At 71.3% G+C, this 21,210-nt stretch carries 19 protein-coding genes and 1 pseudogene; 13 read left to right on the top strand and 7 right to left on the bottom strand.

The window, feature by feature from the left end; translation table 11 throughout:
• Positions 1-240: 240 nt before the first annotated feature.
• The 7 genes from OG948_RS54510 (at position 241) to OG948_RS54480 (ending at position 8,658) form a co-directional block, all read left to right on the top strand.
• Positions 241-1,854, top strand: a complete 1,614-nt coding sequence (locus tag OG948_RS54510) for an ABC transporter substrate-binding protein (RefSeq protein ID WP_331772519.1) — start codon at positions 241-243, stop codon at positions 1,852-1,854.
• A gap of 100 nt (positions 1,855-1,954) precedes the next feature.
• On the top strand, positions 1,955-2,908 hold the full coding sequence (locus OG948_RS54505) for an ABC transporter permease (RefSeq protein WP_331772518.1): 954 nt from the start codon (positions 1,955-1,957) through the stop codon (positions 2,906-2,908).
• The gene (locus OG948_RS54500) at positions 2,908-4,863 is read left to right on the top strand and encodes a dipeptide/oligopeptide/nickel ABC transporter permease/ATP-binding protein (protein WP_331772517.1); all 1,956 of its coding nucleotides are present in this window, start codon (positions 2,908-2,910) and stop codon (positions 4,861-4,863) included. The genes OG948_RS54505 and OG948_RS54500 overlap by 1 nt, the downstream gene beginning before the upstream one ends.
• Positions 4,860-5,870 (top strand): oligopeptide/dipeptide ABC transporter ATP-binding protein, encoded by a 1,011-nt coding sequence (locus OG948_RS54495; RefSeq protein WP_406300762.1) that lies wholly within the window; start codon positions 4,860-4,862, stop codon positions 5,868-5,870. Before OG948_RS54500 ends, OG948_RS54495 begins: the two co-directional genes overlap by 4 nt.
• 219 nt (positions 5,871-6,089) lie before the next feature.
• Complete coding sequence (locus tag OG948_RS54490) at positions 6,090-7,025, top strand: dihydrodipicolinate synthase family protein (protein WP_331772516.1); 936 nt, start codon at positions 6,090-6,092, stop codon at positions 7,023-7,025.
• Positions 7,022-7,969 (top strand): ROK family protein, encoded by a 948-nt coding sequence (locus OG948_RS54485; protein WP_331772515.1) that lies wholly within the window; start codon positions 7,022-7,024, stop codon positions 7,967-7,969. The genes OG948_RS54490 and OG948_RS54485 overlap by 4 nt, the downstream gene beginning before the upstream one ends.
• 2 nt (positions 7,970-7,971) lie before the next feature.
• Positions 7,972-8,658 (top strand): putative N-acetylmannosamine-6-phosphate 2-epimerase, encoded by a 687-nt coding sequence (locus OG948_RS54480; RefSeq protein ID WP_331773610.1) that lies wholly within the window; start codon positions 7,972-7,974, stop codon positions 8,656-8,658.
• A 226-nt stretch (positions 8,659-8,884) separates the two neighbouring features.
• Here OG948_RS54480 and OG948_RS54475 read toward each other — a convergent pair.
• A pseudogene (locus tag OG948_RS54475) lies at positions 8,885-9,064 on the bottom strand (deaminase); the annotation flags it as partial.
• A gap of 185 nt (positions 9,065-9,249) precedes the next feature.
• On the opposite strand from OG948_RS54475, the gene OG948_RS54470 reads away from it, so the two are divergent.
• Entirely contained in the window at positions 9,250-10,032 is a 783-nt protein-coding gene (locus tag OG948_RS54470) for a hypothetical protein (RefSeq protein ID WP_406300761.1), read from the top strand.
• 233 nt (positions 10,033-10,265) lie between these two features.
• Here the strand turns inward: OG948_RS54470 and mihF are convergent, their stop codons facing one another.
• On the bottom strand, positions 10,266-10,580 hold the full coding sequence (gene mihF, locus OG948_RS54465) for an integration host factor, actinobacterial type (RefSeq protein ID WP_331772513.1): 315 nt from the start codon (positions 10,578-10,580) through the stop codon (positions 10,266-10,268).
• A 690-nt stretch (positions 10,581-11,270) separates the two neighbouring features.
• Here mihF and OG948_RS54460 point away from each other — a divergent pair.
• A complete protein-coding gene (locus OG948_RS54460) occupies positions 11,271-12,122 on the top strand; it encodes a DUF4344 domain-containing metallopeptidase (RefSeq protein WP_331772512.1) in 852 nt (283 codons plus the stop codon).
• A 205-nt stretch (positions 12,123-12,327) separates the two neighbouring features.
• A complete protein-coding gene (locus tag OG948_RS54455) occupies positions 12,328-12,537 on the top strand; it encodes a hypothetical protein (protein ID WP_331772511.1) in 210 nt (69 codons plus the stop codon).
• Here the strand turns inward: OG948_RS54455 and OG948_RS54450 are convergent.
• Complete coding sequence (locus OG948_RS54450; RefSeq protein ID WP_331772510.1) at positions 12,506-13,255, bottom strand: methyltransferase domain-containing protein; 750 nt, start codon at positions 13,253-13,255, stop codon at positions 12,506-12,508. The genes OG948_RS54455 and OG948_RS54450 overlap by 32 nt on opposite strands.
• 603 nt (positions 13,256-13,858) lie before the next feature.
• A complete protein-coding gene (locus OG948_RS54445; RefSeq protein WP_331772509.1) occupies positions 13,859-14,452 on the bottom strand; it encodes a TetR/AcrR family transcriptional regulator in 594 nt (197 codons plus the stop codon).
• Between the two features lie 110 nt (positions 14,453-14,562).
• Here OG948_RS54445 and OG948_RS54440 point away from each other — a divergent pair, with 110 nt between their 5' ends.
• Complete coding sequence (locus tag OG948_RS54440) at positions 14,563-15,573, top strand: NADP-dependent oxidoreductase (protein ID WP_331772508.1); 1,011 nt, start codon at positions 14,563-14,565, stop codon at positions 15,571-15,573.
• 233 nt (positions 15,574-15,806) lie between these two features.
• On the opposite strand, the gene OG948_RS54435 is transcribed toward OG948_RS54440, so the two are convergent.
• The gene (locus OG948_RS54435; RefSeq protein WP_331772507.1) at positions 15,807-17,531 is read right to left on the bottom strand and encodes a phospholipid carrier-dependent glycosyltransferase; all 1,725 of its coding nucleotides are present in this window, start codon (positions 17,529-17,531) and stop codon (positions 15,807-15,809) included.
• Positions 17,532-17,758: 227 nt separating this feature from the next.
• Positions 17,759-18,232 carry a MarR family transcriptional regulator gene (locus OG948_RS54430; protein ID WP_331772352.1) on the bottom strand — a complete coding sequence of 158 codons (474 nt, stop codon included), beginning with the start codon at positions 18,230-18,232 and terminating at the stop codon, positions 17,759-17,761.
• Between the two features lie 123 nt (positions 18,233-18,355).
• On the opposite strand from OG948_RS54430, the gene OG948_RS54425 reads away from it, so the two are divergent.
• Positions 18,356-19,252: a class III extradiol ring-cleavage dioxygenase gene (locus OG948_RS54425; RefSeq protein ID WP_331772506.1), complete on the top strand. Its 897-nt coding sequence runs from the start codon at positions 18,356-18,358 to the stop codon at positions 19,250-19,252.
• 80 nt (positions 19,253-19,332) lie between these two features.
• Positions 19,333-20,268: an NADP-dependent oxidoreductase gene (locus OG948_RS54420; protein ID WP_331772505.1), complete on the top strand. Its 936-nt coding sequence runs from the start codon at positions 19,333-19,335 to the stop codon at positions 20,266-20,268.
• Positions 20,269-20,726: 458 nt separating this feature from the next.
• Here OG948_RS54420 and OG948_RS54415 read toward each other — a convergent pair whose 3' ends face one another.
• Positions 20,727-21,029 carry a hypothetical protein gene (locus OG948_RS54415; protein ID WP_331772504.1) on the bottom strand — a complete coding sequence of 101 codons (303 nt, stop codon included), beginning with the start codon at positions 21,027-21,029 and terminating at the stop codon, positions 20,727-20,729.
• Between the last annotated feature and the right edge of the window lie 181 nt (positions 21,030-21,210).

Raw genomic sequence — 21,210 nt, 5'->3', positions numbered from 1 at the left:
CCGCCGTTGCGGAAGTCACCGTATCCACCGCCACACGGCCGCGTGCCGCCCGGCGCCGTCACCGCGCGTGATCGGGACGAACCCTTGACCGCGTCGCGGATGACCTCCTACTGTCACCCCCAGCTTAGACGTAGGACGTCCCTCATCCCACGTCGGCTGTCCCATTGTCCTACGGTTGTTCCCGCGTTTCTCGCGCACCGACAGAGAAACCCGGCACATCAGACACGAACAGGAGGCGTCGTGGCCGAGTCCCGCTCACCCGCCCGGGCCCTGGACCGCCGGCAGTTCCTCAGGCTCTCCGGAGCCCTGGGAGCCGCGACCGCCCTGGCCGGCACCCTCGCCGCGTGCGGCCCCGCGTCGACCAATACCGGCAACGCCGACAAGGGCGGCGGCAAGGGAAGCGGCAAGGGGACCATCGACGCCGGGCTCTCGTACACCCTGAGCACCGGCTTCGACCCGATGACCGCCTCCGGCGCGCTGCCGGTCGCCGCCAACCTGCACGTCTTCGAGGGCCTGGTCGACCTCGACCCGGTCACCCGCAGCCCCTACGCGGCACTGGCCGCCGCGATGCCGCGCCAGATCGACGCGACCACCTGGCAGGTCACGCTGCGTCAGGGCGCGACCTTCCACGACGGCTCCCCGGTGACCGCCGACGACGTCGTGTTCAGCTTCACCCGGATCCTGGACCCGGCGAACAACTCGCTGATCAGTCAGTTCCTGCCGTTCCTTCGGGAGGTGCGGGCGGTCGACACGAAGACCGTCGAGTTCCGGCTCTCCTTCGCGTTCGCCCTGTTCGGCGAGCGCATATCGGTCGTCAAGATCGTGCCCAAGGCCGCCGTGCTCGCCGACCGGCAGCGCTTCGACGCGCTGCCGGTGGGATCGGGCCCGTACCGCATGGTCTCGGCCACCAAGGACGACCGGATCGTCTTCGCCGAGCACACCGCGTACAACGGCCCCAAACCCGCGCGAGCCGCCGGGATGAACTGGCTGCTGCTCGCCGACGCCTCGGCCCGGGTGACCGCCCTCGACTCCAACCGGGTGCGGGTGATCGAGGACGTCCCGTACATCAACTACGCCCAGGTCAAGAAGGCCCACCGGGCCGACTCGGTGCAGAGCTTCGGGCTGCTGTTCCTGATGTTCAACCTGCGCCGCAAGCCGTTCGACGACGTGCGGGTGCGCCAGGCACTGCACTGGGGGCTGGACAAGGACAAGATGATCGCCACCGGGCTGCTCGGCAACGCCACCCCCGCGAGCAGCTTCCTCCAGGAGAGCCATCCCGACTACCGGCGCGCGGCCGGCGTCTACGGATACGACCCGGAGCGGGCCAAGCGGTTGCTCGCCGAGGCGGGCGTGAGCGGACTCGACGTCACGCTCGTGCTCACCGACACCGCGTGGGTCAAGGACGTCGCGCCGCTGATCAAGGAGAGCTGGGACGGGATCGGCGTGCGCACCACCCTCGACATCGGCCAGTCCGGCGGTCAGTACAAGAACAAGATCGACAACGGCGAGTACCAGGTCATGGCCGCGCCCGGCGACCCCTCGGTATTCGGCAACGACGTCGACCTGCTGATGCGCTGGTGGTACGTGGGCCTGTGGGCCGACAAGCGCCACATGTGGTCCCAGACGCCCGAGGGCAAGCAGGCCAAAACACTCCTGGACGCCGCCGCTGCGGAGTCCGACACGGTCAAGCGCAAGGAACTGTGGGGGCAGGCGATCGACCTGGCATCCGTGCAGGTCCCGCTCTACCCGGTCTTCCACCGCAAACTCGCCACCGCCTGGAACGACAAGGCCCTGACCGGATTCCGGCCGCTGCCCACGACCGGCCTGTCCTTCCTGGACAGCGCCCCCGCGTAGCGCCGGTCCGCGTCGCGGCCCACGCGATGCCGTGCCGCCTCCCCGAGCCGACCGTGGCCGCCCGAACGGGCGGCCACCCTCCCAGCCCATCGAGAGCCCCATGACCACGATCCTGCGCCTGGCCGGCAGACGGCTGCTCACCCTTCCACCCCTGCTCCTGGGGATCACGCTGTTCGTCTTCGTGGTCCTGCGGTTCTCGCCCACCGACCCCGCGTACAACGCGCTGGGCGAGGGCTCCTCCGACGCGGCACGCGCCGCGTACGCCGCCGAGCACGGGCTCGACGACCCACTCGTGGTCCGCTACTTCGCCTTCCTCGGCGATCTGCTGCACGGCGACCTGGGCGTCACCTCGCCGCCGAGCAAGCCGGTCGCCGACGCGATCTTCACCGCGCTGCCGCTGACCCTGCAATTGACGTTCCTGGGCATGTTGTTCGCGTCGATGGGCGCGCTGCTCCTGGGTGTGGTCGCGGCGCTGTACCGCGACCGTTGGCCGGACCAGGTGATCCGGGTGTTGTCCATGGCCGGCGTGGCCACGCCCTCGTTCTGGCTCGGCATCCTGCTCGTCCAACAGTTCGCGCTGCGGCTCGGCTGGTTTCCCACCGGCGGCTACGTCAATCCCGTCGACGGCGTCGGGGCCTGGTTCCAGAGCCTGTTCCTGCCCGCCGTCGCGATCGCGATCCCGGTCGGCGCGTCGCTGACCCGGATCGTGCGCACCTCGATGGTCGAGGAACTCGATCGCGACTACGTACGCACCGCCGCCGGCAACGGCCTTCCCCCGCTGGTGATCGTCGGTCGCAACGTACTGCGCAACGCCCTGGTCACACCGCTGACCGTGCTCGGACTGCGCGCCGGCTACGCGTTGGGCGGCGCCGTCGTGATCGAGACCATCTTCGGCCTCCCCGGCCTGGGCACGCTCATCCTCAACGGCGTCACCTCCGGCGACGTGGCCGTGGTCCAGGGCACCGTGCTCGTGATCGCCGTCGTCTTCGTCCTGGTCAACCTGACCGTCGACCTCGCCTGTCTGTTCGCCAACCCTCGTACCAGGGAGGCCTGATGATGCGTCAGGAGCTGGTCGCCCGACTCACCGGCCCCGGCATCCGCCTACGCCGGCTGCGCCGCCTGCCGCTGCCCGCGCGCATCTGCTCGATCGCGCTCGTCCTGCTGTGCGTGGTGGCGCTGCTCGCACCGTGGATCGCCCCGCACGACCCGCTCGCCACCGGCACCCCGGCGCAGGGCCCGTCGGGCGAGCACTGGTTCGGAACCGACCGAGCCGGCCGCGACGTCTTCTCCCGACTGCTGGTCGGCGCCCGCTGGTCACTGGCCATCGGACTGGGCGCCACCGCCCTGGCCCTGGTCCTCGGCGGCCTGATCGGCGCACTCGCCGCGACCTCGCGACGGTTCGTCGACGAAGGCGCCATGCGCGTGCTCGACGTGGTGATGGCCTTCCCCAACGTGGCCCTGGCCGCCGTGTTCGTCGCGGTCTTCGGCAGCTCGCTGACCGTGCTCGTGTGCTCGATCGCCTTCCTCTACACACCCTCACTGGCCCGGGTGGTGCGCGCCAACGTGCTCGCCCAGTACGGCGAGGACTACGTCGCGGCCGAGCGGGTGATCGGCGCCCGTCGCCCGCACATCCTGATCCGCCACGTCGCCGTCAACTGCGCGGCACCGATCCTGGTCTTCGCCACCGTCCTGGTCGCCGACGCCATCGTCTTCGAGGCCAGCCTCTCGTTCATCGGCGCGGGCGTGCCCGACCCGGACCCCTCGTGGGGTTCGGTGATCGCCTACGGCCGCACACTGGTACTCACCGGCGGCTGGTGGGCCACGTTCTTCCCCGGCCTGCTGATCCTGCTGACCGTGCTGGCGCTCAACGTGCTCGCCGAGGGCATCTCCGACGCGTGGGCCGCGCCCTCCGGCCCGGCGGGCTCCGACCCCGTCGACGCCGAGCGCCGGACCGCCCGGATCGAACCCCTCGACCCGCACGCCCGCGCCGATCTCGACGCGCGCCTGGCCGAGGCCGCCGCACACCGGCCGGCCCGCACCATCCCCGACGCGGAACCCCTGCTGTCGGTACGCGGACTGTCGGTGCGCTTCCCCGACCGACACGGCGGCGTACGCATCGTCGACGGCGTCGACTTCGACGTACGCCCCGGCGAGACCGTGGGCCTGGTCGGCGAGAGCGGCTGCGGCAAGAGCCTGACCAGCCTGGCCGTGATAGGACTGCTGCCCAAGGGCGCCGAATCCGGCGGCGAGATCCGCTTCGCCGGTCACGACCTGTCCACGATGTCACCGCGCCGACGCCGCCCGCTCCTGGGCCACGAGATCGCGATGGTCTACCAGGACGCCCTCAGCTCGCTCAACCCCGCCCTGACCATCCGCACCCAACTCACCCAGCTCACCCGCCGGGGCGGCACCCGTACGCCCGCCCAACTGCTGGAATTGGTCGGCCTCGACGCCGCACGCGTCCTACGCAGCCACCCCCACCAGCTCTCCGGAGGCCAACGCCAACGTGTGCTGATCGCGATGGCCCTGTCCCGCGACCCACGCCTGATCCTCGCGGACGAGCCCACCACCGCGCTCGACGTCACCGTGCAGGCCCAAATCGTGGACCTGCTCGTGCGCCTGCGCGACGAGCTCGGCTTCGCCCTGGTGCTGGTCTCGCACGACCTGGCCCTGGTGTCCTCCCTCGCGGACCGCATCGTCGTCATGTACGGCGGACACGTCGTGGAGACCGGCCGCACCGGGGAACTGCTGCGCGCACCCGAACACCACTACGCGCGCGGCCTGCTCGGCTCGGTGTTGTCGCTGGAAGCCGGCGAGGAACGCCTGCACCAGATCCCGGGCGTGGTCCCGCCCCCGGCCGAGTTCGGCCCGGGCTGCCGCTTCGCCGACCGCTGCCCGGCGGCGAGCGACCTGTGCCACGACACCCGCCCGGCGCTCACCGGCGCCGTCCACGAACACGCCGCGGCCTGCCACCACCCCGCCACGCCGCTGACCGGAGCCGCCCGATGAGCGACACGACACTCGTCCCCACCCCCGCGAGTGGATCCGCCCCACCCGCGCCGATCGTGCTCTCCGCCCACGACGTGGCCGTGATCCACCGCGTGAACAGCGGCAGACTGTTCACCCCGGCACACCTGCACGCCCTCGCCGGCGCCGACATCCAGGTCCGCCGCGGCGAAGTCCTCGGCATCGTCGGCGAGTCCGGCTGCGGCAAGTCCACTCTCGCCCGAGTCCTGGTCGGCCTCCAGAAGCCGACCACCGGCAGCGTGCGCTTCCACGACCGGGACCTGTGGGCGCTGCCCGCCCGACGCCGCGCATCCGAATTCGGCAGCGCCATCGGCATGGTCTTCCAGGACGCCTCCACCGCCCTGAACCGACGCCTGAGCGTACGCCGAGTGCTCCGCGACCCGCTGGACGTGCACGGGCGCGGCACCAAGGCACAACGCGAGGCCCGGGTCGCCGAGGTGATGGACCTGGTGGGCCTGCCGCCCAGTGCCGCCGACGTGCTGCCGGGGCAACTCTCCGGCGGCCAACGTCAGCGCGTGGCCATCGCCCGTGCTCTCGTCCTGGAACCGGAGGTGATCGTCGCCGACGAACCCACCTCCGCGCTGGACGTGTCGGTACGGGCACAGATCCTCAACCTGCTGCGCGACCTCAAGGACCGCCTCGGCCTGGGCCTGGTCTTCATCTCGCACGACATCCAGACCGTGCGCTACCTCGCCGACCGGATCGCCGTCATGTACCTGGGCCACGTGGTCGAGGAGGGCCCCGCCGAGCACGTCGCCGGCGCACCGCGCCATCCCTACACCGTCGCCCTGTTCTCCGCGACGCCCAGCCTGCTCACCGACACGCGACGCGTCCCGCTGACCGGGCCGCTGCCCTCGGCGGTCGACCCGCCGAGCGGATGCCCGTTCCGGACCAGGTGTTGGAAGGCCTCCGACACGTGCGCGCGCTCGTTGCCCGAGCCGCGCGAGGACCGGACCGGACACCTCTTCCGCTGCCACCACCCCATGTGACCCCGCCCGTTCCCCCGATCCCGCACGCGTCGCGGACCTCGCGTCGGACCCCCGTCCCCGGGGCATGACTTCACCCCCCGGCGAGCCCCACGACGCCCGGCACCGCATCCGCCCTTCGGGCTCCTCGCCGCGCTCACGCCGCGGAGCCCGACGGCCCGGCAGTCCCGTCATGCCCGAAATACCTCCCTCCCGCCTCGCACCACCAGGAGCTGTGACCGCATGACCCCGTCGCCGACCGCACTTCGCGGCGTCGTACCCCCCGTCTGCACGCCCCTCACCGCGGAACTCGAAGTCGACACGCCCTCGTTGGAGCGACTGATCGCCCATCTGCTCGACGCCGGCGTGGACGGTCTGTTCGTCCTCGGCTCCACCAGCGAGGTCGCCTTCCTGCCCGACGCCCACCGCGCCCGCGTCCTGGAGGTCGCCGTGGGTACCGTCGCCGGCCGTGTCCCCGTGGTGACCGGCGTGATCGACACCGCCACACTCCGAGTGGCCGACCATGTGCGGGTCGCCGAAAAGCTCGGTGCGGACGGCGTCGTCGCCACCGCACCCTTCTACACCCGCACCCACCCGGCCGAGATCGACGCGCACTTTCGGATGTTGCGCGCCGTCACCGACCTTCCGGTGATCGCCTACGACCTGCCGGTGTCGGTCCACAGCAAGCTCGGCACCACGCATCTGGCGACGCTGGCCCGCGACGGCGTCATCCAGGCGGTCAAGGACTCGAGCGGCGACGAGGGCGGCTTCCGCAGGCTGCTCCTGGAGACCGCCGACGTCCCGGGCTTCACCCTGCTCACCGGCTCCGAATTGACCGTCGACACCGCGTTCCGCATGGGCGCGCACGGCGTGGTCCCGGGCCTGGGCAACGTCGACCCGCACGGATACACCCGACTGCGAGACCTCGCCGCGGCCGGCGACTGGGATGCCGCGCAGACCGAACAGGAGCGCCTGATCGCCCTGTTCGGCCTGGTCGACGCCGGCTCACCGGACCGCATGGGCCGAGGTTCGTCGGCGCTGGGCGCGTTCAAGGCGGCCCTGCACGCGCTCGGGGTCATCGACTGCCCCGTGACCGCGGCCCCGCAGATCCCGCTGAACACGGCGGAGATCGCCGTCGTACGCGGGTATCTGGTCCGGGCCGGTCTGCTCGCGGCATGACCGTGCCCGGATGGCCCCGGATCGGGGTCGACATCGGCGGCACCAAGATCGCCGCCGCCCGGGTCGAGCGCGACGGCACCGTCACCGACCGACGTGTACGCGCGACGCCGGCCACCTCGGGAGCCGCCCGCGTGCTCGCGTCGGTACTCGACCTCGTGCGCGAACTCGCCCCGGGGACAACCTTCGTGGGCATCGGCGCACCGGGCACCGTGGACGTGCGAACCGGGATCGTCCGCTCCGCGACCGACCTGCTCCCCGGCTGGGCGGGCACCGCGATCGCGACCGGGGTCCGGGCCGCGACGGGCCTTCCGGCACTGGTCGACAACGACGTCAACGTGGCCGCCCTCGGCGAGCTCCGCCGCGGCGCGGCGGCCGGCCACGCCGCCATCCTGTACGTGTCGGTCGGCACCGGCGTCGGCGGCGCGCTCGCCCTCGACGGCCGCGTCGTACGCGGCGCGCGCGGAACCGCGGGTGAGGTGGGCCACCTGAGCGTGGCCGGCCCGACGAGCACTCGGCGCTGCGCCTGTGGGCGGATCGGACACGTGGAGGCGGTCGCCTCGGGGCCGGCCATCGAGGCCGCCTATCGCGGCGACAGCGGCGTGCCCGGGCCGGATCTGCGCGAGATCGCGCGCCGCGCGGCCGCCGGCGAGGCAAGGGCGCGGGAGGTGATCGGGCACGCCGCCGCCGTACTGGGCCGCACTCTCGCCGGACTCGTCTGCGCCCTGGATCCGGACCTGCTGGTCATGGGCGGCGGCGTGACCGGCATCGGCGAGGCCTTCATCGGGCCGCTCACCGAAGCACTGCGCGGCGAGGTGCTGCCACCACTGCGCGAACTTCCCGTCCGGACCGCGTCGTTGGGTCTGGACGCACCGCTGATCGGTGCCGCCCTGTTGCCCGAAGACCTGGCATTTTCCCTGCACAGCAACGAATCGGAACGGACTTGACGGTGCATCACATCCTCGAGCGGCTGAGCGGCGGCCTGATCGTCTCGGTCCAGGTCCACCGGCCGGACGACCCGCTGCGCGATCCGGCGATCATGGCGGCCATCGCCCGCGCCGCGGTGGAAGGCGGCGCGGCGGCGATCCGCTGCGGCGGCATCGGTGGCGTCCCGGACGTCGCGGCGGTGTCCGCGACCGTCGACGTGCCCGTGATCGGGCTGTGGAAGGACGGCACCGAGGGCGTGTACATCACGCCGACCGTGAACCACGCGAGAGCGGTCGTCGCGGCGGGCGCGCACATCGTCGCGATCGACGGCACCGACCGGGCCCGACCGGACGGCAGCACGTTCGCCGACGCGGTGCGCGCCGTCCACGAGGTCGGCGCGCTCGTCCTGGCGGACGTGGCCACCGAGGCCGAGGCCCGAGCCGCGGAGCACGCCGGCGCGGACGCGGTGGCGACCACGCTGGCGGGCTACACCCCCCACCGTGCGCGCACCGAGGGCCCGGACCTGGCCCTGGTGGAGGCCGTGGCCGCCCTGGTGTCCGTCCCGGTGATCGCCGAGGGCCGCTACCACCGGCCCGTCGACGCGTCCGCCGCGATCACGGCGGGCGCGCACGCGGTCGTCGTCGGCACCGCGATCACGGTGCCGGCCTGGCTCACCGGGACCTTCCGACGGGCGCTGCCCGCACGCTGACCGGCAGCACGCCGACCGGCCGCACGACGCAGGCGGCCGGCGCGCGGCCCGGGCACACGCCGGTGCCTGGGCCGCGCGCCGCTCCGGGATTCGGCCGACACCGTCGTCCGCGCGCTGTCGCCGGCGGTCGAAGGTGTCGGTGTCGGTGTCGGCCCCATCCGGGCAGGCCGCGGCGACGTTCGGGGTGCCTCTTCGTCCCGGCTCGCCCGCCGCGGCACTTCGGTCGACGGACGGCGTCGGAGACGCTCTTCCGCAGGCCGTCGGCGTACGCCCGATGTTCGACGAGCCTCGGCTTCCGGGCGTCCTTGTCCGTGGCGCTGAACAGGCGCTTGCCCGCGCCCAGCAGCAGCGGGAGGACCGTCGGGTGGTGGCGGTCGACCAGGCTCGCGTCCGAGGGGGCCCGGTTCGACACCGGGTCGGTCGCCCTCGGTGAGCGTGATGGAGACGGCATGCTTCCACCTCACCTTGCGGTCGGCGAAGTCCTCCGTGTCCGGGGGCCGGAGGCCGGGGGCGAAGTCCAGCCCGTCGAGGCGCTGTTAGGGTTCCTGAGTTCCGATTGCTTGGGCCGGGTTCGATCGATCCGGTCGTCCATTGGCTCCGGGAGGCGGATTCGCGGTGCCCGCGTGGTCGTTGGAGTTCGGGTGGGGACTCGCCCAGGTCGTGTTCGCCTGGGTGTTCGCGTTCGTGGGCATGTCCTTGGCGGTGAAGGCGCGTTGGTCGCGGTGGACCTGGTACGGCGTGGTCCGCTCGGTGGTCACCACCGCGACGACCCTGTTCCTGGCCTGGCGCTATGGCTTCGAGCCGCACGGGGCGCGCGAGTTCCTGATGCTCGTCGCGAACAAGTACGCGGCGATGGCACTGGTCGCCGCATCGCTCGTGCCGCTGCTCGGCGTCGTGATCGTGTCCCTGGCCAGGCCGGGCGAACGGTGGAACCGTGCGCGTCGGCTGGTGTGGAGCAACGAGGGGATCGGCCCGGTGGCCACGGTGCCCGCTCTGGTCCTGGCCGCCGCCGGTGTGCTGCTCGCCTGGACGCAGGTGGTGGCGGACCTGGGCGGAAACAGCCCGCTCCGGGTCCCGGTGATCATGATCCTCGTGCCGCCGACGGTCGGATTCGCCTTGACGGTGCCGGTATTCGCGGTCGGCTCGGTGTTCAACGCGGGCAACGCGCATCCGATCCTGCCCCCGCTGGCAGCCCCGTTCATGATGATCGCGGCGGTCGTGGCGGGGCGTGTCTCGGACGGCGTCATCGCGACCCCCGAAGCGGTCCAGGACGTCGTCTCGATCGCGGCCGTCGGCGGCGTGAGTGCTTTGAGCCTGTTGGAGATTCAACGTCTTCGCGGCGCCGGCCGCGGCTTCCGCAGCAGCCTGGTCTAGGCTCTGTCCGGCGGATCCCGGTGGGTCCACGCCGCCTGGCACCGCGCCTTCGCCGCACCGGAGAAGCAGCCGAATAGAACCAACTATGCGGCTGCTTCTCCGGCACGCCGATGCACGGCACCGGACGACGCGGCCTGATCCACCAAGATCCGCCGGACAGGGCCTCGGCCGGAGCCCAACGAAGTCCACATCGTCGACGTCTGCGGTGAGACCACGCGGCCGGGCTGCGTCGGTCAGCCCTGGGGCGCGAGGCGTTCCAGGAGTCGGTCGCGCTGCTGCGGCCCGAGGCCGCGGACCCGGCGGCTCTCGGAGATCTGCAGTTCGGCGAGGAGTCGGTCGGCGCGTACCTTCCCGATGTCGGGGAGGGATTCGAGCAGGGCGCGGACCGGCATCTTGCGAACGGCCGGTGAGTCGGTGGCCAACACCTCGCGCAGCGACACGCGGCCGCGCTTGAGTGCCTCCTTCACCTCGGCCCGTTCCCTGCGGGCGGCGGTGGCCGCCTCCAGCGCGGCCCGGCGCTGATCGGTACTGAGTTCGGGCACGGCCATCGCAATCTCCTCGCGTCGTGTACCGGAATGAGCCCATCATGGCGGCACATCCACCGCATTGACCAGCGGCTTTCCGAACGACAACGCAGTCTTGGCCCTCGGCGACCGATGCCGTCGAAGGACACCGGGTCGCGTGGGCCACCGGTGGCCAAGCGGGGCCAAAGCCATCCCGACCTCATCCTGCTTCCTCGGCCTGCCGATCATCGCAACCAGACCGCGTCGACGCGGCCGGCCCGCTCACCGGGACGGTGCGAAGACTGCTCTCCGGCCGCTCGCGGGGAATCCGGCCGGCTTCGTGACGGCATGTTCGAACATGATCGTTCACGCGCGCCGTTGCGACGGGCCGCGTGCGGTGGGTCGGTCGCAGTCGAAGCAGGACGGAAAACCTTGGCGGTCCGGTGACCCCCATTCGCCCGAGCTTCCGACCGGAGCCCTCGGCCACCTCGCAACCCTCTGCCCGGCCCGGAATACCGACCCTCCGGCCCCGGGAGCGCGAACCCACACGATGACGGATCCTCGGGTCGTCCGCCACCGTCCTCATCGCCGGCGCCGCCGGCGCCGCCGACGCGGCCGACGCGGCCGACGTGATACCCCCTGGGTGTCGTCCTCTTCTTCCTGCGCCGTGCTCGCGCCCGACAGTTCGGTCGGGGGACAACGATTGCCGTTGACGACCGATGGAGGATGCTGGGTATGCGGGCATTGGAGCGACACAGTCCCTGGCGCGTCCCGAGCCGGGCGTGGGTGGGCATCCTGGCGATCGTGCTGCTCGGTGGATGCAGTTCGTCGGGCGACGTCACGCAGGTCCGGCCGACGAGCGATCCCACCTCCTCGAACCCGGCCCCGGCCCCGGCCCATCGAGGCTTCATGGTCCGCTACGAGGAGCCGGCGCCCGACGATCGAAACGATGCCGCCTTCCTGCGTTCCCGGCGGCCGATGGAGACCGTCGCCGAAGCACTCGACACCTTCGTCGACCCCGGCCGCGAGATATCCGTCGTCGGCCGATCCTGCAACGGGGAGGGCTCCGCCTACGATCCCGAAACCCGCCGCATCGAGGTCTGCTACGACGATGTCGCCGACGAGCGTGCGCTCTTCGAGCGCGCGGGGCACCGCCCGGCCGACGACGAGGTCGTCGCCGTGATGGTCGAAACCCTGTACCACGAGGCCGGCCACGCCCTCGTCGACGTGCTGAACCTGCCCTTCGACGACCGGGCCGAGGAGGACGCCGCGGACCGGTTCGCCGCCTTCATGCTGCTTCGCCAAGGCGTCGACGGCGAGCGCCGGTTGCGAGCGGCCGTCGAGGAGTATCGACTCTCCGCAGCCGAGGACGACGAGACCGACGGCCGCAAGGACGAACACTCTCCGGATCCCGTTCGCGCCGCCAACCACCTGTGCTACCTCTACGGCGCCGCTCCCGACCGAAACCCCGACCTGCGGAACACCGGCCTGCTGCCCCCGGAGCGCGCCGCCGGCTGCGGGACCGAGTGGGCCGATGTCCGTGACACGTGGATGAAAGCCCTCACACCCATACTCCGAACACGCTGACCAGCGACGGGACACCAGATGCCGGCGGCCTCGGTGGAGGCAACCAGCTCACCCGGCGGGGGCACGGCCGAGGCCGTGCCCCACGCGTCGGGGCTCACCCGGACGGAGTGTCCGACGACTCCGGCGTACTCGCACCGCTCGGACACGGCGGAGGCGGCGACCAGCCGAGGACGCGGCCGGCGGCGTCGAGCGCGACGAGGAAGCGGTGGCCGGTGAGCTCGGATCCGTCGGCGGCGTACCGGTCGGGGGCGCCCCGGTCGGCGGCGGCGGTCTCGGACGTGGCGTCGCCGGGGCGATGGCCGCCCGGTGGCTCGCCAGGGTCCTGGTCGGCGGCTTGGACGGCATCGCCGTGACGGCGAACGTGGTGGCCCTGGCGTGTTCGGTCACCGCTCCGGACGCCGGGCGCGGACGATGACGGCGGTGAGGCCGGGCCCGGCCTGGTGGGTGGGCGTGATGGTGATGTCGACGAGTCCGGCGGCCGCGAGTTGGCCTTTGTACTCGTCGGCGGTAACGGCGGTCGCCCCGCAGCCGGTGGGGTCGACGTCGAGCGTACGGGTGGTGTCGGTGTCGGTGTCGGCGATCAGGTCGCTGATGCCGAGCCGGCCGCCGGGCCGCAGGACGCGGGCGATCTCGCAGAAGACGCGGGGCTTGTCGGTGGACAGGGTGATGACGCAGTTGGAGATGACGACGTCCACCGTGGCGTCGGACAGGGGGATGTCCTCGATGCGACCCTTCACGAACTCGGCGTTCGCCGCGCCCGCTTCGGCCGCGTGCCGGCGGGCCAGGTGCAGCATCTCGTCGGTCATGTCCAGACCGATCGCCTGCCCGCCGGGGCCGACGCGCTTGGCGGACAGCAGGACGTCGATGCCGCCCCCGGAGCCGAGGTCCAGTACGGTCTCACCCTCGGCGAGGTCGGCGACGGCGAGTGGATTGCCGCAGCCCAGGCTCGCCGCCGCGGCCCCGAGCGGAATCTCCTCGACGAGCCCGGTGCCGTCGTACAGCCCGGCGCCGAACACCGGTGTGGCGCACGGGTCGATCAGTGTCTCGCCGGACGCGGCGCGGGTCGCGGCACCGGCGTAGCGATCGCGGACACGCTCCACGATCTCGGCTTCGACGGTGTTGTCGTCGCTCACGTCAGGCCCGCCGTCATGGAGGTGCGCACATACAAGGTCTTCTTCACCTTGGACACAAGGATCCTCTTTTCCGAAACGATATGACCGAAGGGATCGATTGCTCTCTCCCGGATTCACCACCCGGCACGCCCCGGGAACAAGGTCCGGACTGTCCGGGACATGTCCCGAACAGCGGCGCTCCAGGGTCGAGGAAGGTCGCAGCAGCCGCCCAGGACGGCGTGCGGAACTCTGCGCGGTGACGGGCGCGTCGTGTCCTCCCGGGCAGGGCGCGTCGCGTCCTCCCGGGCACGTGGGTCGGTCGGCACGTGCGGCGCGACCGTGGCGCCCGACCGGCGAAGGGCGTACGGATGGACGAGGGGCCGCGTCCCCGGAGCACGCTGTCGGTGCGAACACGTCCTGCGGTCGAGGCCTTGACCGGCCGATCCACGCGGTCACGCCGATGGAGGGAGCAGCACAGCGCGCTCGCCGTGGCCCCGGACACTGCCCGCGGGACGATCACGCGTGGCTCGATGCCGGGCCCATCACCGCCTTGGCGAACCCGGCGTCGATGCGCTCCTTGCCGAGCGCGCACGGCCGAGTTCGCCGGCCCCCGTGCGCGACGATTCAGCTACGGGAGCGAGGGCGGCCTTCCCCCTCGGCATCGCCGCTCCCCGCGCTCGTCAGAATCGCGCTCGCGACAACGTCGAAGAGGTGGTCGGCGCGCGGCGCGAGCGGGGGTTGATCGCCGAGCCACGCGAGCGCCGCGACCAGCGCAAACAAATCGGCGCCATCGATATCGCTCCGTGCCATGCCCGCGGCCTGGGCACGGGTGAGGAGCCGCGCACCGCCTGCGCGCAGGGTGACGCACGAAGCGTGGAGCGCGGATTCGGTGTCCCCGATGGCGGCTGCCATCAGCACGGTCACGCCCCGATACTCGGTTGCCCACGCGACACAGTCGCGCAGCCACGAAACGAGAGCGTCTTCGGGTGAGCTCGATGTCTCGAGTTCGGCCGCCTTTGCCGTCAGTTCGTCGAATCTCGTGCGGAGCAGGACCTCGAGCAGCGCCTCGCGCGTCGGGAAGTGCCGCAGCAGTGTCGCGAGCCCGACATCGGCCCTGCGCGCGATGTCGCGCAGGGAGACGTCGACGCCCTGCTCGGCGATGGCGGTGCCCGCTACTGCGAGCAGGTGGTCGCGATTCTTCCTGGCGTCGGCCCGCATCTACCCCTCTTGACTATCCGGATCAGTGGTCCATATATTCGGATCAGTGGTCCACTTATGTGGATCGCTGATCCGAATGAGCCTATACCGCAGCGCTGGCAGGAGAAACGATGCCGACACACACGATGAGGGCGATCCGGCTCCACGAGCACGGCGGACCTGAAGTTCTGCGCTACGACGAGGTGCCGATTCCCGAGCCGGGACCGGGCGAGGTGCTCGTTCGCGTGCACGCGGTCGGCATCAATCCCCCCGACTGGTACCTGCGCGACGGGATGTCCAACCTGCCTCCGGAGACGAGGCCGAAGATCAGCTTGCCCGTGATTCCCGGAACGGACCTGTCCGGCGTCGTCGAGGCCGTCGCCGCGGATGTGGACCGCCTCTCCGTCGGCGATGAGGTCTTCGGCCTCCTGCGCTTCCCCAGCTTCGATGGCAGCACATATGCCGAGTACGCGGTCGCACCTGCGTCGGACCTCGCGCTCAAGCCGGCCGGCATCGATCACACGCAAGCCGCCGCGGTGCCCATGGCCGGGCTGACGGCGTGGCAGTTCCTGATCGAACTCGGACACGATCACCCGTCGCCCTTCCAGGCGGCGAGACATCGCCCGGTGCCACTCGACGCCGACGTGAGGGTGCTCATCAACGGCGCCGCGGGCGGAGTGGGGCACTTCGCGCTACAGCTGGCGAAATGGAAAGGGGCCCATGTCATCGCGGTGGCATCGGGCGCGCACGAGTCGTTCCTGAGCGACCTCGGCGCAGACGAGTTCATCGACTACACCAAGAGTCGTCCCGAGGAACTCGTACGTGACGTCGACCTCGTTCTCGACACCGTCGGTGGCCCCGACAGCAAGCGCTTCCTGCGCACACTCAAGCGCGGCGGCTCCCAGTTCCCCGTGTTCTTCGGCGAATTCGACGAAGCAGAGACCGCAAAGCTGGGCGTCACAGTCAGCGGCACCCAGGTCCGCTCGAACGGCGCGCAGCTCGCCGAACTGGGACGCCTGCTCGACACGGGCACGGTCCGCGCCGCGATCGACAGCACGTTCGCGCTCGCGGACGCCCGAGCAGCGCACGAACGCGCCGCCCGTGGGCACATCCAGGGCAAGATCGTGCTCACGGTCGCTTAGGAACACGCCAATCCAACGGCACATCCGACGCTTGCCATCGGGGCAACCTGAGCCATCGAGACGCCGACGCGGAAACGTTGGGCGCGTTGGGCGACCAGGCCGCGACGATGCTCGCTGTGGCGAACCGAGCGGACCGAGCGGTCGGCTCGGTTCGCCACAAGAGGCGGAGCCGCGTACATCACCGGCCGCACACAGCGGGCCGGCAGCCGTGTGAGCACAAGCGACCCTCCGGCTCAGGTCCAGGTGCTGAACCACATGCGGTCCAGCCACGCACTTCGACCGATCGTCTCGCCGGCGAGGATCGGATAGAAGTACAGAAAGTTCCACGCGATCAGCGCGATGATCGCGACCACGCCCGCCGTGCCCCAGGCCCGCCGCCGTTCGCCGGCCCCGGGTGGGCCGAGCAGCGCGCCGAGCATCATGGTCACCGCCAGGCACAGGAACGGGACGAACGCGACGGCGTAGAACAGGAAGATGGTCCGCTGCTGGTAGGCCATCCACGGCAGGTACGCGGCGGCGAGTCCGCACAGGATCGCGCCCGCGCGCCAGTCCCGGCGCCCGGCCCAGCGGAACAGCAGGTAGCCGACCGCGATCACGCCGGTCCACCACAGCAGCGGCGTCCCGATGCCGAGCACCGTCTGGTAGCAGTCCTGCTCGGTGCAGCCGGCCGTGCCCCGGTGCACGGTCTCGTTGTAGTAGAGCACCGGCCGGCCGAGCACCGGCCAGCTCCACGGGTTCGACTGGTACATGTGCGGGGCGTCCAGATGAGTATGGAACGACCACATTTCGGCGTGGTAGTGCCACAGGCTGCGCAGCGGCGCGGGCACCCACGTCATGCCGAATTGCGGCAGCGGGATCCCGAAGACCTGGTCCGGGGATAGCCCGGCCCGGTGGTCGGCCCAGTCCCGGAAGTAGCCGTCGTCGGTCATCAGCCAGCCGGTCCAGGACCAGATGTAGATCATCAGCGCGACCAGCACGGTGGACAGGAACGCGAACAGCACGTCGTGGCGCAGTGTGGCGCGGTAGGGGCGGCGGGCGCCGCAGGCGCGGCGGGTGCCGGCGTCCCACAGCACGGTCATCACGCCGAAGGCGGCGAGGACGTAGATGCCGCTCCATTTGGTGCCGCAGGCCAGGCCGAGGCAGATGCCGGCCATGATCCGCCAGGGGCGCAGGCCGAATTTCATCGAGGCCGCGCGTGCGGCGTCCGGGCCGGACTCGAACAATCGGGCGGCGATCGCCCTGGTGTCGTCGCGGTCGATCAGCAGGCATCCGAACGCGGCCAGGATCCAGAACATCAGCACGAGGTCGAGCAGCGAGGTGCGGCTCATCACGAAGTGCAGGCCGTCGAGCGACATCAGCAGTCCGGCGACGCAGCCGAGCAGCGTGGAGCGGAACAGGCGGCGGCCGATCCGGCACAGCATCAGCACCGAGAGCGTGCCGAGCACGGCGAGGGCGAAGCGCCATCCGAACGGGGTGAGTCCGAAGAGTTGCTCGCCCAGCGCGATCGTCCACTTCCCGATCGGCGGGTGCACGATGTACGAGCCCTGCGTCTGCAGGATGTCGTGTTGCCCGGCCAGGATCTGCTCGTTGGCCTCCTTGGGCCAGGTGCCCTCGTAGCCGAGTTCGAGCAGCGACCAGCCGTCCTTGGCGTAGTACGTCTCGTCGAATATCACCGCCCTGGGCCTGCCCAGGTTCCAGAACCGGATGAAGCCGGCCAGCAGGGTCACCAGAACGCAGGGCAACCAGCCGCCGCCGGTGTACGCGCTGTTGTCGGTGTACGAGGGCACCAGCCGCTCGCGCAGCGAGGTCGGCGGTCGGTCCCGGTAACCGAATCGGGCCAGTGACCAGGCCCACCCGCGCGGCTCGGGACGTGCGGCCCCGGTGCTGCCGGGGGACTCCGCATCCCCCTGCGGTACTTGCCTGCGGGTCGGCTGACCGGTCGCCACGTCACTCGTCACCCGAGCATCGTATTGATGTACGAACCAGCCGATTGCCGCTGCGCAACGTTCTGATCCGCGGAGAAGCGGAGAAGCAATGTCGGGCGAGTCGCCCGCGCCGTGAAGTCTCAGTTGCCGTGGTCGGCCGGCCGACCACGAATGCGCCGCCGGCGAGATCCGCGCCTTCCCCGCGCACCGCGGTCGCCGCCGTCGCGGAGCCGACGGAGGACCCCGCGTGAGGGCGGTGTTCAGCCGCCTTCGAGTTCCCGGCGCACGGTGGCGGCGATGCGGGTGAGTGCGGTCTCGAGGTGGCGGCGTTGGGCGGCGGTGAGTGGGTCGAACACGAGTCGCTTCACCTGGGCGACGTGTTCCGGTGCGCTCTCGACGAGTTTCTGCCGGCCGGCGTCGGTCAGGGTGGCGAGGGTGTAGCGGCCGTCGCCGGGGTCGGGTCGGCGGGCGACCCAGGCGCGGGCCTCGAAGCGGTCCATCGCCTTGGACAGGCGGGGCTGGGTGCTGTCGCAGACCCGGGCCAGGTCGCCGAGCCGCATCGTGGCCTCGTCGGCCGTGGACAGCCGGGCCAGCACCCCGTACTCGAAGTTCGAGATGCCCGCGTCGCGCTGTAGTTGGCGGTCGAGGGCCGCCGGGAGGGCGATGACGACCGTCAGCAGCGCCTGCCACAGGTCCTGCTGATCGTCGTCGAGCCAGGGCGACCGAGAGTCCATGAGCCTCATCATACTTGCCCGAGCAACTCGCATCACTTGCCTGGGCAACTCTCCATGAGCTACTTTTTCACTTGCCCAGGCAAGTGAAAGTGCTTGCCGAGGCAAGTGAAGGAGCTGATTTCGATGACCACCACGAGCAGCCCGGCCTCCCCGAACCGCCTGACTTCCCCACTCCCGTCGCGCACACCGGCCGCGGCGTACGACGATCTCCTTGCCCGGGTCCTGCCACAGGCGCGCGAGCAGCGGGTGTGGAACCCCTCCGACGGGCCCTTGCCCAGCCTCTTCGTCAGCCACGGCGCGCCGTTCACCCTCGACGATCCGCAGTGGCTCGGCGACCTCTTCGACTGGGCCCGGTCACTGCCCAAACCTCGGGCCATCGTGGTCGTCTCGGCCCACTGGGAACACGCACCGGTCGTGATATCCGGAGCCGCCGCCGGCACTCCGCTCCACTACGACTTCAGCGGCTTCCACCCCCGCTACAAGACCCTTCCCTACGCGACCCCCGACGCCGGCGACCTGGCTCGACGGCTCAGCGGCCTGCTCGGCCCAACGCCGGTGCACGAGTTCGCCGACCGCGGCCTCGACCATGGCGCCTTCATCCCGCTCATGGCCATGTACCCCGCGGCCGACGTCCCGGTCGTGCAACTGTCGATGCCCAGCCTCGATCCCGGCGCCCTGCTCGAACTCGGGGCACGCCTGCGGCCGCTGCGCGACGAAGGCATCCTCGTTCTCGGTTCGGGCTTCATGACGCACAGCTTCGCCGTCTTCCGCCGACCGGAACTCGCCGCCGACACTGCGGCCTTCGACCAATGGGCCGTCGACGCCCTCGCCCGGGGCGACGCCGATGCCCTCGCCGACTACCGCAACAAGGCACCGGGCGCCGCGGTCGCCCACCCGACGGCCGACCACTTCGTACCGCTGCTGCTCACCGTCGGCGCCGCCGACGACCCCGGCAGCGCCGTGAGCGCCATCGACCGCATGGTGCTGGGCAACTCCACTCGGTCGATGCAGCTGACCTGAGCACACCGACGTGCTCAGCCTTCCCACCCCGATCGCCGCACCCGTCGGCGACGACATCACCACACCCCGAAGGAAGTGCCATGAAGGCAATACGTTTCCACGAGTTCGGCGGCAGCGAGGTCCTGCGCCACGAGGACGTCGACCGCCCGGTCCCCGGCACCGGACAGGTCCTGGTACGGGTCGCGGCCACCTCGTTCAACCCCGTCGACGACCACATCCGCGCCGGCGTCCTGGCCGAGATGATCCCGATAACTCTCCCGTACGTGCCCGGGATCGACCTGGCGGGCACCGTCGCCGAACTCGGCCCGGGCGTCACCGGCCCGCAGGTCGGCGACCGGGTCGTGGCGATGCTGCCCCTCGACTCGGCCGGCGCCGCCGCCGAGTACGTCCTCGCCCCGGCCGAATCCCTCGCCCCGGCGCCCCGCACGATCGAGCTGATCGACGCTGCGGCACTGCCACTGACCGGCCTGGCCGCCTGGCAGACCGCGTTCGAACTCGCCGAACTCGAGCCCGGCCACACCGTCCTGATCAACGGAGCCGGCGGCGCGGTGGGCAGCCTCGTCGTGCAACTCGCCGTCGACGCGGGAGCACACGTGACCGCGGTCGACGCGCCGCAGCACGCCGACCGCCTCCGCGGCTACGGCGCCGACCGGGTGGTCGGCCCCCTCGACCTCGCCGCGGGCCCGGCCGTCGTGGGCGGTCCGTTCCAGGTCGTGATCAACCACGTGCGCCTCTCCCCGGAGGAACTCGCGCACCTGACGCACCACGTCGCCGACGGCGGGGTCGCCGCCAGCACGGCCGGCCCCGTCCCCGACGACCCCACGCGTGGGGTGCGCAGCGCGAACCTGTGGGTCCGCAGCGACGCAACCCAACTCGCCGAACTGGCCGCCAAGATCGACGCCGGCACCCTCCGCCTCCACATCGCCGCCCACCGACCGGCCACCGACCTGGCCGCCGTCCACAACGACGCCGGCACCGGACGACTGAGCGGTAAAACGGTCGTACTCGCCCCCTGAACACACCCCACCCCCGACCGGGCCGCCCGCCATCCCCTTCACCACCGGCGGGCGGCCCGCACCCCCGACAGCGACCACACCCGCGACCCATCGGCACCAGTGGGCCACGCGGGCAGGCCCCGCACTGAAACCCGGCACTGCCGCTCACACACGTTGCCCGGGACGCCGAAGCGTCCCGGGCAACATCGTCTTCACTCGGGCTCCGGCCAGGCCCGGAGCCCGAGTCATCTCGAACGGCGAAGGTGGCGTTCACCAGCTTTCGCGAGGCGGCACGCATGGAGGCCATTCCTGCCTGCTCCCCGCCATCGTCGATCCGAACGATCCCGGGCGGGATCCGACAGGCCTCCTGCTGCCCCCGACGGTTCCGGACCCGTCGACGTCCGACAGGTGACGCACCGCCCACGCACGCCCCGAAACCACCCGACGCAACTGAAACCCACAACCGACAACCGGCCACATCACCAGATCCAAGCCACCGCCCCGGCCGCCACCGGGGCCGCAACGAGAGCACCGTGGGCGAGCGCCTGCCGCGCCCGTACCTTCGCCTTGCGGCTCTTCGCGGTACCCCACATGGCGGAGAACGCCGCTATCTGGCCGGCCGCCAGGAACCATGTGACCGCTTTGGCTCTGAGCTTCCCGGCTTCGGTGTACGGGCCGTCGCAAGAGTTGTCGTCGTGCTCGCAGTTCCCGAACCACAGGTCCGCCAGGATGTGCCAGTCGGCGAAGAGTAGGACCGGCAGTCCGATGAGCGTCACCGCCACCGGGACGCACCACCACCACTGCGGCCGACTCGCCGCAGAGCCAGCACCGTTCCGTTCGTCCAAGGCAGGCATGGCCGTTCAACTCCCCCGAGTCCGGGACACCCCCCAGCGCCCCTCGTGCCCCGACGGTACCCAACCGCGCCCACGAGCGCCGAAGTCAGGCCCGGGTCGGTGTAGCTCG

The sequence above is a fragment of the Embleya sp. NBC_00888 genome (assembly GCF_045207655.1).
Classification (GTDB): domain Bacteria; phylum Actinomycetota; class Actinomycetes; order Streptomycetales; family Streptomycetaceae; genus Embleya.
Note: the sequence above shows the minus strand (reverse complement) of the source record. Positions and strands in the feature narration are given on the sequence as shown.